The 15427-nt window shown below is 65.4% G+C and carries 15 protein-coding genes; 5 read left to right on the forward strand and 10 right to left on the reverse strand.

Features of this window, described 5'->3' with window-relative positions:
- Positions 1-34 precede the first annotated feature (34 nt).
- Entirely contained in the window at positions 35-1399 is a 1365-nt protein-coding gene (locus tag B0G57_RS08510) for an MFS transporter (protein ID WP_018443048.1), read from the forward strand.
- An 84-nt stretch (positions 1400-1483) separates the two neighbouring features.
- Here B0G57_RS08510 and B0G57_RS08515 read toward each other — a convergent pair whose 3' ends face one another.
- Positions 1484-1867 carry a BON domain-containing protein gene (locus tag B0G57_RS08515; RefSeq protein ID WP_018443049.1) on the reverse strand — a complete coding sequence of 128 codons (384 nt, stop codon included), beginning with the start codon at positions 1865-1867 and terminating at the stop codon, positions 1484-1486.
- A gap of 313 nt (positions 1868-2180) precedes the next feature.
- On the opposite strand from B0G57_RS08515, the gene B0G57_RS08520 reads away from it, so the two are divergent.
- Positions 2181-3671, forward strand: a complete 1491-nt coding sequence (locus tag B0G57_RS08520; RefSeq protein ID WP_018443051.1) for an RNA polymerase factor sigma-54 — start codon at positions 2181-2183, stop codon at positions 3669-3671.
- Positions 3672-3773: 102 nt separating this feature from the next.
- Here the strand turns inward: B0G57_RS08520 and otsA are convergent, their stop codons facing one another.
- The 3 genes from otsA to B0G57_RS08535 all read right to left on the reverse strand — a co-directional run bounded on the left by otsA (position 3774) and on the right by B0G57_RS08535 (position 5924).
- Positions 3774-5195 (reverse strand): alpha,alpha-trehalose-phosphate synthase (UDP-forming), encoded by a 1422-nt coding sequence (gene otsA / locus B0G57_RS08525; RefSeq protein ID WP_026230107.1) that lies wholly within the window; start codon positions 5193-5195, stop codon positions 3774-3776.
- A 192-nt stretch (positions 5196-5387) separates the two neighbouring features.
- Positions 5388-5609 carry a hypothetical protein gene (locus tag B0G57_RS08530; protein ID WP_026230108.1) on the reverse strand — a complete coding sequence of 74 codons (222 nt, stop codon included), beginning with the start codon at positions 5607-5609 and terminating at the stop codon, positions 5388-5390.
- A 138-nt stretch (positions 5610-5747) separates the two neighbouring features.
- Positions 5748-5924, reverse strand: coding sequence for a hypothetical protein (locus B0G57_RS08535; protein WP_189595333.1), 177 nt, complete (start codon positions 5922-5924; stop codon positions 5748-5750).
- A gap of 1 nt (position 5925) precedes the next feature.
- On the opposite strand from B0G57_RS08535, the gene B0G57_RS32110 reads away from it, so the two are divergent.
- Positions 5926-6048: a hypothetical protein gene (locus tag B0G57_RS32110; RefSeq protein WP_262984467.1), complete on the forward strand. Its 123-nt coding sequence runs from the start codon at positions 5926-5928 to the stop codon at positions 6046-6048.
- 52 nt (positions 6049-6100) lie between these two features.
- Here the strand turns inward: B0G57_RS32110 and B0G57_RS08540 are convergent, their stop codons facing one another.
- A complete protein-coding gene (locus B0G57_RS08540; protein ID WP_018443055.1) occupies positions 6101-7519 on the reverse strand; it encodes a sigma-54-dependent transcriptional regulator in 1419 nt (472 codons plus the stop codon).
- A 135-nt stretch (positions 7520-7654) separates the two neighbouring features.
- Positions 7655-7924: a hypothetical protein gene (locus tag B0G57_RS08545; protein ID WP_018443056.1), complete on the reverse strand. Its 270-nt coding sequence runs from the start codon at positions 7922-7924 to the stop codon at positions 7655-7657.
- 274 nt (positions 7925-8198) lie between these two features.
- Here B0G57_RS08545 and B0G57_RS08550 point away from each other — a divergent pair, with 274 nt between their 5' ends.
- Positions 8199-9263 carry a sigma-54 interaction domain-containing protein gene (locus tag B0G57_RS08550; protein WP_018443057.1) on the forward strand — a complete coding sequence of 355 codons (1065 nt, stop codon included), beginning with the start codon at positions 8199-8201 and terminating at the stop codon, positions 9261-9263.
- A 32-nt stretch (positions 9264-9295) separates the two neighbouring features.
- On the opposite strand, the gene B0G57_RS08555 is transcribed toward B0G57_RS08550, so the two are convergent.
- Together B0G57_RS08555 and B0G57_RS08560 are read right to left on the reverse strand one after the other, a co-directional pair.
- A complete protein-coding gene (locus B0G57_RS08555) occupies positions 9296-10657 on the reverse strand; it encodes an ABC transporter ATP-binding protein (protein WP_018443058.1) in 1362 nt (453 codons plus the stop codon).
- Between the two features lie 41 nt (positions 10658-10698).
- Positions 10699-12456 carry an ABC transporter permease gene (locus B0G57_RS08560; protein ID WP_018443059.1) on the reverse strand — a complete coding sequence of 586 codons (1758 nt, stop codon included), beginning with the start codon at positions 12454-12456 and terminating at the stop codon, positions 10699-10701.
- A gap of 450 nt (positions 12457-12906) precedes the next feature.
- Here B0G57_RS08560 and B0G57_RS08565 point away from each other — a divergent pair, with 450 nt between their 5' ends.
- Positions 12907-13170 carry a hypothetical protein gene (locus B0G57_RS08565; protein ID WP_018443060.1) on the forward strand — a complete coding sequence of 88 codons (264 nt, stop codon included), beginning with the start codon at positions 12907-12909 and terminating at the stop codon, positions 13168-13170.
- A gap of 28 nt (positions 13171-13198) precedes the next feature.
- Here the strand turns inward: B0G57_RS08565 and B0G57_RS08570 are convergent, their stop codons facing one another.
- The gene (locus B0G57_RS08570) at positions 13199-14512 is read right to left on the reverse strand and encodes an ATP-binding protein (RefSeq protein ID WP_018443061.1); all 1314 of its coding nucleotides are present in this window, start codon (positions 14510-14512) and stop codon (positions 13199-13201) included.
- On the reverse strand, positions 14496-15218 hold the full coding sequence (locus B0G57_RS08575; RefSeq protein WP_018443062.1) for a response regulator: 723 nt from the start codon (positions 15216-15218) through the stop codon (positions 14496-14498). The genes B0G57_RS08570 and B0G57_RS08575 overlap by 17 nt, the downstream gene beginning before the upstream one ends.
- Positions 15219-15427 lie beyond the last annotated feature (209 nt).

The raw sequence follows: 15427 nt of genomic DNA on the forward strand, positions 1-15427 counted from the left end.
ACGTATTGCGCAAGCGTCATCGGCCCCACCGACGATGGAACCGGAAGAGGGCCTCCCCCTCCCCCAACGCTACTGGGCCATCGTCGTCATCGCGCTCGGCATCACCCTCGCCGTGCTCGATAGCGCCATCGCCAACGTTGCGCTGCCGACCATCGCGCGCGAACTGCGCGCGAGCGCTTCCGCATCCGTCTGGGTCGTCAACGCTTACCAACTGTCGATCACGATCTCGCTGTTGCCGCTGGCGTCGCTCGGGGATCGCATCGGCTACCGACGCGTCTACACGGCGGGAGTGATTGTCTTTACGATCGCCTCGCTGGGCTGCTCGCTATCGACGTCGCTCGCCGCGCTCGCCGCGACACGCGTCGTGCAAGGCTTCGGTGCGGCCGGCATCATGAGCGTCAATACAGCGCTCGTGCGCGCAATCTACCCGCGCAATATGCTCGGGCGCGGGGTCGCGATCAACGCGATGGTCGTCGCCGTGTCCTCCGCGGTCGGGCCGACCGTCGCTTCGGCCGTCCTCTCGGTCGCTTCCTGGCCATGGCTTTTCGCCATCAACGTCCCGATCGGCATCGTCGCCGCCGCGGTCTCCGTGAAGGCGCTACCGCGCAACATCGGCCACGACACTCCGTACGACTACATCAGCGCGGTCATGAACGCGTTCGTGTTCGGCCTGCTCATCGTGACGATCGACGGTCTCGGCCACGGCGAAGCGCATCGCTGGACGGCCGCGCAGTTCATCGCGATCGTCGTCGTGGGATATTTCTTCGTGCGTCGCCAACTGAGCCAAAAGGCGCCGCTGCTGCCTGTCGATCTGCTGAAGATTCCGGTTTTCGGTCTCTCGGTCGCGACCTCGATCTGCTCGTTCACCGCGCAAATGCTGGCGTTCGTCTCGCTGCCGTTCCTGTTTCAGAACACGCTCGGGATGAGCCAAGTCGAGACCGGTCTGCTGATCACGCCGTGGCCATGCGCGATCGTCTTCGCCGCGCCTATCGCCGGCACCCTTTCGGATCGCTTCTCTGCCGGGATACTGGGCGGCATTGGGCTCGTCGTTCTCACGATCGGCCTCGTGCTGCTCGCGACGCTCGGCCCGCATCCGAGCGCCTTCGACATCGCATGGCGCATGGCGGTATGCGGCGTTGGGTTCGGCACGTTCCAATCGCCCAACAATCGGCAAATGCTGTCTTCGGCGCCGCGCGAACGCAGCGGCGGCGCGAGCGGCATGCTCGGCACCGCCCGTCTGACCGGACAAACACTCGGCGCGGCGCTCGTCGCGCTGATCTTCGGCATTGCGCCGACCGGCGGTCCGACGATCTCGCTCGAACTCGCCGCCGCGTTCTCCGCGTTGGCATCGGGCGTCAGCCTCATGCGCTTGAGGCAGCCGCGGCGCGCGGCGGCCTGAGCGACGAGCGCCCCCCGCGCGCACTCAATCGCGGCAACGCCCCGAGGCGCGCGCTGGCCCGCCAAATCGATTACCGCCGCTGGCTTATTCGCTGGATCCCGCTTCGATGACTTTCAGGCGGTTATGGACCGATTGAACGCCGGAGATGCCTCGCACGATCTCCTGCGCGCGTTGCTTGTCGGCCGCGCGCGGCACCGATCCCGTCAGCCAGACGACGCCATGGCGCGTCTTCACGTGGACGCGCGAAGCGTGGACATCCTTCGCGCCGATGAGTTCGGCCTTGGCCTTGGCCGTAATCGCGCCGTCACTGATGTGCTGGCCGAGCGACTCCGACGAGGCCGACGTTCCATTCGAGGCTGAATCCGTCCGTTGGGACGATGCGCCGCTCGTCGTCTGCGCGCTCGCGCCGACGGCAAAGAGGACGGAGGCGACGATGGACGCGATTTTCAATGACTGAAGCGCTTTCACAGTGACTCCTGCTCAATGATTGAAAGGACTGTCGGGCCCGCCGATCCACGCGCGAACTTGGCGCGCACCGTCGTACCCTCCTTTTCTTCCGCAAGCCTCGTGCCGAAAATGGCCGCCGCGGTGATGAGAGTGGAGCGCGTTTTCAATGCAACTGGGGGATTCCATAGCGAACGCGGCGCGTTTTTTGCACGGCGGATGTAAAAGCTGCTGAGCAAATGCCTCATTGCCAGCGCCCGTGGCGCAGTAAGCGTATGAAGCGCTGCATGGTATGTCCGTTGCTTGAGTGGGAGCACCCATTCGCGAGGACATCGATATGCCGCCTACTCTTGAACTGCGCAGCAAACAACACGTCGCGTTGACCCCGCGCCTGCAACAATCGGTACGGCTGCTGCAGTTGTCGTCTCTGGAGTTTCAGCGCGAACTGCGTCAGGCACTCGACAGCAATCCGTTCCTCGAATACGACGAGCCGCAAAGCGAAGATACGGAGCCGCCAACGAACGGCGTGCTTCCCGGTCACGGCGCCGATGAAACGCACGTCGTCAGCGATACGCCCGCGCCGACCGAGGCAGTCGACGGCTTCGATGGGCTGGCGGGCGCCGAGACGGCGGCCGCCGCGCCGGTCGATGAGGCGGCCGGCGAATTCGCGCAGGACTGGTCGATGCGCGCGGCCTCGCGCCATAACAGCGATGCCGACGACGTGGATCCCGGTGCATGGGCGCGCGCTCAGCCGACGATGCACGAGCATTTGCACAACTTACTTCAGCTCTACCCGCTCAACGAGCGCGACCGTGCCGCGGCGCAAGTCGTGATCGAAGCATTGGACGACGACGGCTATCTGCGTGATTCGCTCGCGGATCTGGCCGAGGCTTTCGAAGCCGACCCGCCATTGACCGAAGAGGAGCTGCGCGTCGCACTGCGCCTCGTGCAAACGCTCGACAGGCCCGGTGTCGGAGCACGTTCGTTGTCCGAGTGTCTGAGCCTGGAGCTCGACGCGCTGCCGGAAGATACGCCGGGCCGCGCCGTCGCCCGCGAAATCGTGCTGCATCACCTCGAAAAGCTCGCGCGGCGCGAACACGCCGAGTTGCAAAAGCAGATCGGCTGCTCGGCCGAAGCGTTGCGCACCGCCTGCGCCCTCGTGCGCCGACTCGACCCGAAGCCGGGCGAATACTACGGACGCACCGACGACAACTACGTGATTCCCGACGTCATCGTGCGCAAGGTGAAGAACCGTTGGGTCGCGACGATCAATCCCGCGGTGCTCCCGCGCGCGCGCATTCACCGCGTCTACGCGGAGCTTTTCGCCCAATCGGGCGGCAACGGCACGCCGCTCGCGCAACAGTTGCAGGAAGCGCGCTGGCTGCTGCGCAATGCCGAGCAGCGCTTTACAACGATCCAGCGCGTGGCGCAATGCATCGTCTCGTACCAGAAAGCGTTTTTCGAGTACGGCGAAATCGCACTGAAGCCGCTCGTGCTCAGCAAGCTGGCCGAAGAGCTCGGGCTTCACGAGTCGACGGTCTCGCGGGCCTCGAGCAACAAGTACATGGCCACGCCGCGCGGCATCTTCGAGTTCCGCCACTTCTTCCCGCGCGAGCTCGCGACCGAGACGGGCGGCCGGTGTTCGGCCGCCGCGGTCCGCGCGCTCATCAAGGAGATGATCGAGCAGGAGGATCCGCGCAATCCCCTGTCCGACGTCACGCTCGCTCGTCTGCTCACGCAGGAGGGCATGATCGTCGCGCGCCGCACGGTGGCGAAGTACCGCAATCTGTTGAAGCTTCCGCCCGCTCAACTGCGCAAGCAGGGATAGCGTCTCGCCTTGGTATGCGCCCCCCCAAAAAGGGGCGCTGCCCAAGGAGCCTTCTCCTTCTTCGGAAGCCTTCGGAAAACCGGCCGCGAGCCGGCAACGATGTCAGGCCGCGAAATCGGCCAGCTTCACCGCCTTGCGTGTCACCGATGCGGCAGTGGCCACATGACGCAAGTCATCGAGGAAGGCATCTCGCCACGTCGACAGATCGCTCGCCCGCAAGCGCGCCATCATGTCAGAATGGCGCGCCTTGCGTTCGCTGAGCGGCATCGACAATGCACTGGCGAGCGCCGCCGCCATTTGTGAGAGGTCGAAAGGATTGACGACGAGCGCGCCCGGCATCTGCTCCGCGGCACCCGCGAACTGAGACAACACGAGCACGCCTGGGTCTTCCGGATTCTGCGCCGCGACATACTCCTTCGCGACGAGATTCATCCCATCGCGCAATGGCGTCACGTAGCCGACTTGCGAAAGCCTGAAGAGCGCCATCAACACATTGCGCTCGTACTTGCGGTTCAGATACTGGATCGGCGTCCAATCGAGCTGAGCGAAACGCCCGTTGATGCGCCCCGCCTCGCCTTCGAGCGCTTGCCGAATGCGCTGATAGGTCTGCACGTCCGAGCGGGTCGGCGGCGCGATCTGAACGAGCGACACTTTTCCCTGCCACTCGGGCGCATCGGTCAACAGTTGCTCGAACGCCTGGAATCGCTCGACGAGCCCCTTCGAATAATCGAGCCTGTCGACGCTCATGATGATGCGCCGGCCTCGCATCGCGTCGCGCAGTTCGGCGACGGCCTTGCGATCGGAAAGCTGCTCGGCCGCTTTCGCGATCGCATCGGGATAGATGCCGATCGGATAGGTGCCGACTTTCAGCACGCGGCCGAACGCCTGCATCACCCCCTCTTCGGTCGAAACGCCAAAGTGGCCGCGCTCGATGTAATCGACGAACGATTGCCGGTCCGAGTGAGTTTGAAACCCGACGACATCATAGCTGCACATCGCCTTGACGAGCTCTTCATGCGGCGGCACCGTGCGCAGCACTTCGCCGACCGGAAACGGCGTGTGGAGGAAAAACCCGATCGGGTTCGTCACGTTGAGATCGCGCAGCGCTCGAGCAAAAGGCAGCAGGTGATAGTCGTGCACCCAGATTACGTCGTCAGGCTTGATGAGCGTGGAGAGCTGCTTGGCCAGCATGGCATTGACGCGCACGTAGCCCGCGTACTCCCGTCTGTCGTAGCGCGAGAGATCCGTGCGGTAGTGAAACGTGGGCCAGAGCGTCGCGTTCGAGAATCCTCGGTAGTACTGATCGTAGTCGCGCCTCGTCAGGCCGACGGTGGCATAGGTGACGGTACCCTGCTGGTCGATCGACGGCGCACCGCCATGCCCCACGATTTCGCCGCTCCATCCGAACCAGAGCCCCCCGGTCTCCTTCAATGCGTCCAGTACACCAACGGCAAGCCCGCCGGCGGCGGGCGATCCTTCTTGCGTCGGCGCGACGCGGTTGGAGACGACGATAAGTCTACTCATTGCGGCTTCACCTCTCGGGTTGCTGACTCGCATGGCGACGACGATCGCCGCTCGGTTGGTCGTGTGCAAGCAGCATGCCCCGATCCGCAACCGCAATGCGGCGACGCCCCGCTCTCCGACCGGCGAGCGGAAAAAGCCAGCGCGCGCCGACGGGCGAGCGCCGGGCGAACGTGCAACAAGCTTCCGGCGCGCTCAGGCGTCCTGCTCGGCGCCTAAATCGCGCTGATAATCGAGCCCTTCAGGGCGTGCGCCGCCTTGGTTATAGGTCCCGTCGGGCGGCGCATTGGGCGCGACGCGATTTTGCGCGGAAGGATCGTGCGGCGGCTGCGAAGGCGACGCGGCCGTCGTGTCCGCCTGCTTTGCCGCACGCTTGGATGCGTGGCGCGGAGAGCGCCGCAACGCTGGATGTCTCATCGAATGCCTCCTTCGAGAAGGCGGGCCCGAATTGGGTGCATCGAACTAGAAGTCTAGAACGCGGAAATCGGTTTCGCTCGGTAACAAGTGCGTCAGATTTGTAACTCATACAGAGGCCCATCCCCGGATTTGCCGCCTTCACTGCGGAATGTCTGGAGGATTGGGCGGCGGATCGCCGATCGGTGGATGCGGCGGCCCCGGGGGCTCACGCTCGGGCTCGGGATGCGGCCCCGGCGGTTCCTTCGTCGGTGGAGGCCCGGGTGGGTCGGGCTCGGGCGTATGCGCGCGCAACGGCTCGCTCGTGGATGCTGACATCGTGAACATTCCCCTTGGCGTGTCGCGGGTCGCGCGGCCGACGCTCACCGTCGGCGCACTCGTCGCGCCCGGCGCCAACTCCGCCGTTCGTTACGTTGACGATGCGAGCAATCGGTTTGCCTAGTGCTGGGCTACTCAGCAGACGGTACGGGCAGCGCCGCGAGCGTGCGAGCCGTTCATTTGCCGGCCGCCGGCTCGCCGGCTTCCCCGGGCTCGCCGGCCGCATCGCCTTCGCCGGCCTGTGGCTTGCCAGCCTCGTCGCTGTATTCGACGAGCCGGTTGTAGAGCGTCTTCAAGCTGATGCCGAGGATTTCGGCGGCGCGCGTTTTGACGCCACCGCATTGCTCTAGCGTCGCGAGGATCAATTGCCGGTCCGCGGCGGCGAGCGAGGTGCCGAACGGAATCGTCACCGCAGTCCCGGTCGACGGCTTGGATAGCGAGATCTGCAGCGGTACGGCAGCCGTCGTGTTCGAGTCGGCGCCCGCCATGATGTAGGCGCGCTGCACGTAGTTCTTGAGCTCGCGCACGTTGCCGGGCCAGGGGTACGACAGCAGCATTTCCTTCGTCGCGGGCGGAAATTGCTTGCTCGTGCCGTGACGCTCGTTGAGCTCGGCGAGAAACGCCTCGGCGAGCAACCAGACGTCGTTGCCGCGCTCGCGCAGCGGTGGCAGGCTGATGGGAAAGACGTTGAGCCGATGGTAGAGGTCGAGCCTGAGCTTGCCCTCGAGCACGGCCTGTTCGGGATCGCGGTTCGTTGCGGCGATGACACGCACGTCGGTCTCGATTTCCTTCGTCGTGCCGACGCGCATGAACATGCCCGTCTCGAGCACGCGCAGGAACTTGACCTGCAATTCGGCCGGCATTTCGGTGATTTCGTCGAGAAAGATCGTCCCGCCGTTCGCGCGCTCGAAATAGCCCTTGTGCTGACGGTCCGCGCCCGTGAAGGAGCCGCGCTCGTGTCCGAACATCTCCGATTCGATCAGATTCGGCGAGATGGCGCCGCAGTTGACGGCGAGAAACGCGTGCTTGCGGCGCAGGCTCAACTCGTGAATCGTCTGCGCGGCCACCTCCTTGCCCGTCCCGGACTCTCCGACGAGCAGCACCGACGCCGCGGTCGGCGCGACGCGGCTCACTTGATCGTAAACCGACTGCATCGCCGGCGAGCTGCCGAGCATGAGCCCGAAGCGGCCCATGCGCCGCAGCTCGCCGCGCAGCGTGCCGATTTGCGCCTTCAAATCGCCCGCGCGCGGCAAACGATCGAGCACGGCCCGCACGCGCTGCATGTTGATCGGCTTGACGAGGTAGTCGGACGCACCCATCTTGAGCGCGGAGACGGCCGATTCGACCGTCGCGTGGCCGGTGATGACGACGATCTCGACGCCCGAGCGCGGATCGAGGTCTTCGAACAAGTCGACCCCGCTGCCGTCCGGCAACTGCAAATCGGTGAAGACGACGTCCGGCGTTTGCCGCACGAGTTGAATGCGGGCCTCGCGCAAGTCGCCGGCGGTGGCCGTGGTGAGGCCATCCTCCGCGATGATCGACACGAGCGCTTCGCGCGTGTCCGGGTCGTCGTCGACAATCAGCACATGTGGCATCGGGTTGGATCGCGTATAAAAGGGTCAAGAAGATCGACACGCCGGCGAGATGTGCCGGCGCTCGAAGCAGATCGATATTTTGCCTCCGCTCGCCGCCCTGGAGGAGCCAGAGCATCGACGAGCGACGCCCATTTCTCAGCTGTGCGGGAAAACCCAGGCGTCGCGCGTACCGCCCACCCGGGCGGCCCCGTCCGGGATCGGGCCGCCCGTTGGCGCCGACGCCGACGCGGGTGTTGACGGTGCCGCTTGCGTCACGGACGCCACTGCGCCGCCCTCGCCTTCCCAACGGTTCAATTCGCTGGCGAGCCGCGCTTGCGACGCGCGGTGCTTTTGTGACCAGCGCCACGCGATCACGCCCCCCACCGCGACGAGCGCGCCGAAGATGCCGATTTTGGGACGAGCCATCTGACCCCCTTCGTAATTTGCCCGAAGTGTATGAAAGATACGGCCAAGCCGCCAGCACCGGCGTCCGGCTGCCGACTCTCATTCCGATCGATTCCGCGTCCGCGAGTTCCGTGCGGAACCCGAACGTGCCGCACGATTCATGCCATATCCGCCATGACGACTGGCGGGCGTCGGACCCGTCATGCGTGGTTAAATAGGGGTTTGCAACCACCCTTTTCGGAGCGGCGACAACGGCTCAACCGCCGTGGCCGCCGCTCGCGGAAGATTGCGATACATGGCGTCGTCAAGCGACTTGGACACACCCGCGGCAGCCGACATGAGCGATGCCGCGCGGCGACTCGACAAAGCTCTCGCGCGCGATTCGGCCGGGCTCGAATCGTATGGGATGCTTTACGGCTCGTCGCCCGCAATGCTCGAACTGTACGAGCAGATCGAGCGCGTCGCCGCGACCGATGCAACCGTGCTGATCGTCGGCGAATCGGGCACGGGCAAGGAGCTGATCGCCCGCACGGTCCACGATCGGGGCGCGCGGCGCGACGGCCCCTTCATCGCCGTCAATTGCGGCGCGATTCCCGACAACCTCATCGAGGCGGAGCTCTTCGGCCACGAGCGCGGCAGTTTCACCGGCGCCGTGCAGGGCCGCGCCGGCTATTTCGAAAATGCCAACGGCGGCACGCTCTTTCTCGACGAAATCACCGAAATGATGCCCGTGCGGCAGGTGAAGCTGCTGCGTGCGCTGGAAACCGGCACGTTCTATCGCGTGGGCGGCACCGAGCTCCTGCACAGCGACGTCCGCGTGATCGCCGCGACCAACCGGGATCCGATGGTCGCGGTCAAGGAGAACGGGCTGCGCGAGGATCTGATGTACCGGCTCGCCGTCTTTCCGCTGCGCGTGCCGCCGCTGCGCGAGCGCGAGGGCGACCGCGAGCTGCTCGCCCAGCACTTCCTTGCCGAGCTCAACGCGCAGGAAAACACGAACAAGTCGTTCAGCAAGCGTGCGCGCGAGACGCTGCGCACGTACTCGTGGCCCGGCAATGTTCGAGAGCTGAAGAACAGCGTCTATCGGGCGTTCATCCTTGCCGAGAAGACGGTCGAGATCGAGCATCCGCGTCTGGCCGCCCGCTCGAAGAAGGCCGTCACGCAAGGCGATGCGATGAGCATCTGGGTCGGCACGCCGCTCGCCGAGGCTCAGCGGCAGATCATCCTCGGCACGCTCAAGTACTGCGGCGGCGACAAGCGGCGCGCGGCGAAGGCGCTCGGAGTCAGCCTGAAAACGCTCTATAACCGGCTCGGCGCCTACGAGGACGAGGACGACAACCCGCCCGCGGGCGAAGGCTGAGCCCGCTCAGGCACCGTGCACCGCCCTCCGCGTTACGACTCGACGTCCTCGAGACTGAAGATCTCGGTCTGGTCGTTATACGAGAAGATTTCGCCGTAGCGGCCCCAGTTGATGACGGCGTCGAGCGTTTCCTCGGCCGCGCTGTCGGATAGGAAGTCCTCGAGCTCCTGCTCGAAGCGCACGCGCGGCGCGCGATGGCCGGGGCGCTCGTTCAGCACTTTCTTGATCCGCGCGGCAAGCGGCACGTGCCGCAGCAAATGCTCGGCGAACATCATCTTGCGCTCCTGAGTGCCGAACTCGGCGAACACGCGCGCCGGCGGCGTCAGGAAAATGTCGCCCTCGCGCACGTCGGTGAACCCGAGATGCTGCAGCACTTCGGCGATCGGAAAGAGGTCGTCGACCTCGAGATGCAGCGAGCGGGCGATTTCCGGCATGTCGGCGCGGCCATGATAGGGCGGCGCGGCCAGCGTCTCGATGAGACCGGCCATAAGGTTCGTGGAGACGCTCGGCAGCCAGCTGCCGAGCTCGAGCCCCTTTTTCGTCGCCTCGTCGGTGCGCCGCGCCGTCATTTTCGCGTAGATGTCGTCGACGAGACGCTTGAAGGCCGGGTCGAGCCGGTTGCGCGGATGCGCGAACGGCACCTTGATCTCGGCGATCACGCGCCCGGGGTTCGATGAAAGCACGAGAATCCGGTCGCACATGAACACCGCTTCCTCGATGTTGTGCGTGACGATCAGCACCGACTTGATCGGCATGCGTCGCTGTGTCCAGAGATCGAGCAGGTCGGTCCGCAGCGTTTCGGCGGTGAGCACGTCGAGCGCAGAGAACGGCTCGTCCATCAGCAGCAGCGTCGGATCGACGACGAGCGCGCGCGCAAAGCCGACGCGCTGGCGCATGCCGCCCGACATTTCGCGCGGATAGGCGTTCTCGAAGCCGTCGAGGCCGATCAGGTCGATCGCGGCCAGCGCGCGTTCGCGCCGCTCGCGCGCCCCGACGCCTTGCGCCTCGAGTCCCGCCTCGACGTTCTGCAGCACCGTCAGCCAGGGAAAGAGCGCGAACGTCTGGAACACCATCGCGACGCCTTCGGCCGGACCCGAAAGCGGCTTGCCGAGGTAGTCGACCTGGCCGTCCGTCGGCTTGATCAGCCCGGCGATGATGCGCAAAAGCGTGGACTTGCCCGAGCCCGAGCGTCCGAGCAAGCCGACGATCTCCCCTTCGCGCAGCGAGAGGTTGACGTCGTCGAGCACGAGCAGCTCGCCTTGCGCTTTTGAAAAGCCGCGGCGCACACCGCGCACGTTGAGCACTTCCTCGCCGAGACGAGGCGCGGCACCGGCGCCGACCGATGCGGGAGAGGCGGACGACGCCGGGCTCAGTTCAGCTTTGGGATTTTGCATTGCGCTTCACTCTCGAATGGACCTATCGGGTGTTTTTCGCATCAGTCGAGCCGGAGCTTCGATTCCGCGTAAGCATAAAGCGGCCGCCACACGCTTCGGTTGAACAACGTGACGAACAGCGACATTACGGCGATTCCGAGGATGATCTTCGGAAAGTCTCCCGCAGCGGTGGTTTCGGCGATATAGGCGCCGAGCCCATGCGCGGTGACGTGCGTATCGCCCCACTGGACCGCCTCCGAGACGATGCTCGCGTTCCAGGCGCCGCCCGAAGCCGTGAGCGCGCCGGTCACATAGTAGGGAAAGATGCCCGGCAGCATGCATTGGCGCCACCATTGCCAGCCGCGAATGCGAAAGTTCGTGGCGGCCTCGCGGTAGTCGTTCGGATAGGCCGTCGCGCCCGCGACCACGTTGAAGAGGATATACCACTGCGTTCCGAGCACGATGAGCGGCGAGAGCCAGATGTCCGGATTCAGATGAAAGCGGACGATCACGATCACAAACACCGGAAACAGCAGATTGGCGGGGAACGCGGCGAGGAACTGCGCGAGCGGCTGAACTTTTTCGGCGACGGCGGGCCGCAGGCCGATCAGCACGCCGAGCGGAACCCAGATCAGCGATGAAATCACGATCAGCACGGCGACGCGCAGCAACGTGAAGACGCCGAGCAGAAAGACATGCCCGACTTCCGAGCCCGTCACGCCCGTGCTGACGTAGGCCACGACGCGCCAGACCACGTAGATCGTTGCCGCGATCAGGACCAGGGCCCAAACGACATCGCCCGCCAGCGACGACGCGCGCTTCGCCACGGCGGGCTGACCGAGCCGCAGGCCTTGCGGAAGCGAAACGCGCAGCGGCACACGCGCGAGCTTTGAGAAGACCCACCCGGCCGGCACGAGCAGCTGATGAATGAGCCGCGTCCGGCGCACGAGGTCGAGCAGCCACGATTCCGGCGCATCGCCCGAGCTCGTCGTTTCCATCCTGAACTTGTCGGCCCACGCGACGAGCGGCCGGAACATGAGCTGATCGTAGGCCAGAATCACGACCGACATCGCGACAATGACCCAGCCGATGGCGCCCAGGTTGCGCTCCGTGATCGCCTGCGAAAGGTATGCGCCGATGCCGGGCAGCGTGATGGTGTTGTTGCCGACCGTGATGGCCTCCGATGCGACGACGAAGAACCAGCCGCCCGACATCGACATCATCATGTTCCAGATGAGGCCCGGCATCGAGAACGGGACTTCGAGCTTCCAGAAGCGCTGCCAGGCGGTCAGGTGAAAGCCGCGCGAGACCTCGTCGAGATCGCGCGGCACCGTGCGCAGCGACTGGTAGAAGCTGAACGTCATGTTCCAGGCCTGACTCGTGAAGATCGCGAAGACGGCCGCGAGCTCGGCGCCGAGCACCTGCTTCGGAAAAAGCGCGAGGAAAAACGTCACGGTGAACGAGATGTATCCGAGCACCGGCACTGATTGAAGAATGTCGAGGATCGGGATCAACACCATGCCCGCGCGCCGGCTCTTCGCGGCGAGCGTGCCGTACACGAGCGTGAAGACGAGCGAGGCCACCATCGCGGCAAGCATGCGCAGCGTCGTGCGCAGCGCGTACTCGGGCAGATTGGCCGGGTCGAGCGAGATCACCTGCGTCTTGAGCGTCGAGATCGGCGCCATCGTCTGGTGAAAGCCGATGGCCGTCATCGCGATCAGGCAGATGATGAGGGGAAACGCGACGAAGTCCCAGCGGTTGGGCAACAGCCGCCAGGCCGACGCGTTCGCCGTGCGGTTCGGATCGAAACTGAAGTCCATCAGCGAGCCTCCCGTCCACAATGGAACGTCCTTCGGGTCACCGGGGCCGCCCCGGCTGCGGCCACGTGATGGCATGCGGGCAAACAGCGTGCGAGGTGCGCGGCACGCGAAAAGTCTGGGCGGACCGAAGTGCGGAGTAAGAGCATGACGGAGTAAATAGTGATTCGTTGGGTGCGGATCGATGACTGCCCAGCGGTTCGATCTCTTTTTTGACGGCACGACACTACTACAACCTTTGTGACAGGCACAACCGCAAGACGGCGCACGCGCCAGCCGACGACGGCCGGCCGGGCTGGCGGAAAATGCCGTTGCGCCGATACAACGGCGAATTATGCCGGGAACCAGGCTTTGGGAAAACCCACGCCGCCACCGCAACGCGCAGCGCGCCGGAAAGACCGGGTATCATCGGCGTTTTGATGGCGATGAGCCGCCGACTACCTGGAGGTGCGCATGAAGGGCAATCTGGTCATCGTTTGTCGCGACCAGGACGCGGAAGCGTTCGATCAGTTGATGGCCGAGTACGGCGCGTATCAGGTCAAGCTCTCTTCCACGGCGTGGTACCTGAAACTCGACACCGCGCCCGAGAACGTGCAGGAAGACATTCTGGCAAGGCTCGGCAAGTACACGACGCACTACATCTTCGGCGCCGACAGCGTGACCTATAACACCGTCGACAACGAAGCGGCCTCGTCGCTCGACGCCCTTTTTTCCTAGCGATTCCGGCGCGAGCGGAAGCCGACGTCTACCAGGCCGCCTCCGATTGGGCCGTGACGCTCGCCAGCGTGTCGCGCGGGAACGTCATGACGATGCGCAGGCCGCCGTTTTCGGCGTTGCCGATCTCCCAGCCGCCGCCGAGCCGGCGCACGAGCCGCTCGACGATGGCGAGCCCGAGCCCGCTGTGCCCGTTGCCGCCGCGGGCCGGATCGAGCCGCACGAAGGGGCGGCTTGCCTGAATCAAATCCTGCGGCGCGATGCCCTGGCCATGGTCGCTGACCGAGAGGAGCCAGCCATCGGACGTGCGCGCCGTTCTGACGACGACGGGTGGCGCGCCGTACGCGTGCGCATTGTCGAGCAGATTCGAGAGGATGCGATCGAGCGTCGCGGTAGGCAGGCGAAAGCCGGCGCCGGCCGCGAGATCCGTCCGCACGGTCGGCGTGCCGGGCGCAACCGCGCGATAGCTGCGCGCGATGCGCTCGCAGTGATCGTCGACTTCGACCATTTCGCTGCTGTCCACGCCATCGTGCGCAAATACGAGGAACTGGTCGACGATGTGCGTCATCGAGTCGACGTCGCGCACCACGCCGTCGCGCAGCTTCGCGTCCTCCATCATTTCGGCCCTCAACCGCATGCGGGCGAGCGGCGTGCGCAAGTCGTGCGCGATGCCCGCGAGCATGACCGCGCGGTCCTTCTCGGTGCGAGACACTTCGCGGACCATCTGATTGAAGCCGTGCGTGAGATCGCGGACCTCGCGCGGGCCTCGCTCGGGGAGCGGCGGCACAGGCTGGCCGCGGCCGAAACGCGCGACGCCCTGGGCGAGGTCCATCAACGGCCGCTGCAGCCGCCACGCGACGAACAGCGCGCAGATGACGGCGATCGTCAGGATCGAGGTCAGCCAGATGAAGAGCCGATCGAGCGAGCGCGGCGGGTGCATCGGAATCATCGGCACGACGATCCAATGCGAGTCGGCCGCCTCGTGAACCCAGAGCATCGGCGGATGTCCCGGTGCCACGCGCACTTGCGAGCCAGGCGGCATCCGCTCGCTCAGGTCGCTGATGAACCGCGTGAGCGACTCGGACAGATCGTTCTGCGCCGCCGGGAGATCGGCGGCCGACAGGCCGACGACGCGCACGCGAGGCGGCAATGGCGTGCTGCCGGCGCGGGCCACGTGCTCGCGGACGGCCTCGACGAGAAATACGGCCTCTTCGACGGCATAGCGGGATTGCGAGTGGTTCTTGTCCCACCGGAACATCAGGTAGCCGGCGACATGCGATGCGAGCAGCACCGCGACGACGAGCAGCGCGAGCCGCCCGAACAGCGAATCAATTGGCCGGCGCATTGGGCTCGCCGTTCGGCACGAAGACGTACCCGCGGCCGCGCACCGTCTGCACGAACCGCGGCGTCGACGGATCGGATTCGAGAATGCGACGCAAGCGCCAGACTTGCACGTCGATACCGCGATCGGTCCCGTCGTACTCGGGGCCGTGCAGCAATTCGAGCAGTCGTTCGCGCGTGAGCGTGCGCATCGGGTGGTTGACGAAGATCTTGAGCAGCGCGAACTCGCTGCCCGAGAGCGTCAGCGGACGGCCGTCCATATTCAGCGTGCGCGTCTCGAAGTCGAGCACGAAGCGCCCGAACGAGAACGGCTCGCGCTGCTCCGGCGCGGCCGAAGGCACGGTGCGGCGACGCCGCAGCACGGCCTGCACGCGCGCAAGCAGCTCGCGCGGGTTGAACGGCTTGCCGAGATAATCGTCCGCGCCGAGCTCGAGGCCGACGATGCGATCGACGTCGTCGGCGCGCGCCGTCAACATGATCACAGGAATGTCGTCGCCCGCCGCGCGCAGCTTGCGCAGCGCCGTCAGCCCGTCGACGCCCGGCATCATCAGATCGAGCACGATGAGATCGGGACGCTCGCGCTCAAGCCGGCGCTCGAGGTTTGCGGCGTCGTGCAGCACCGACACTTCGATGCTCTGCCTGACGAGATAGTCGCGCAGCAGGTCGCGCAGTTCGGCGTCGTCGTCGACGATAAGGATTTGCGTGGTCATGCGCTGAAGTTTAGCGCGAGCCGCCTGCCGCACGGAAAGCCGCCACCTGACGAAAGGGTTACGGAACGTTACCGTCAAACCAGGGCGTAATGGCGCGTAATCGCCTCGACGGGTGGCGTAACACGATGTCGGCGGCCGATGACTAGCCTTATCGACAACGAAGGCCGCGCCGCTTGCGCGCCTTCGCGTGAGCGACCTTTCTCATTCAT

This window comes from Trinickia symbiotica (assembly GCF_002934455.1).
Classification (GTDB): domain Bacteria; phylum Pseudomonadota; class Gammaproteobacteria; order Burkholderiales; family Burkholderiaceae; genus Trinickia; species Trinickia symbiotica.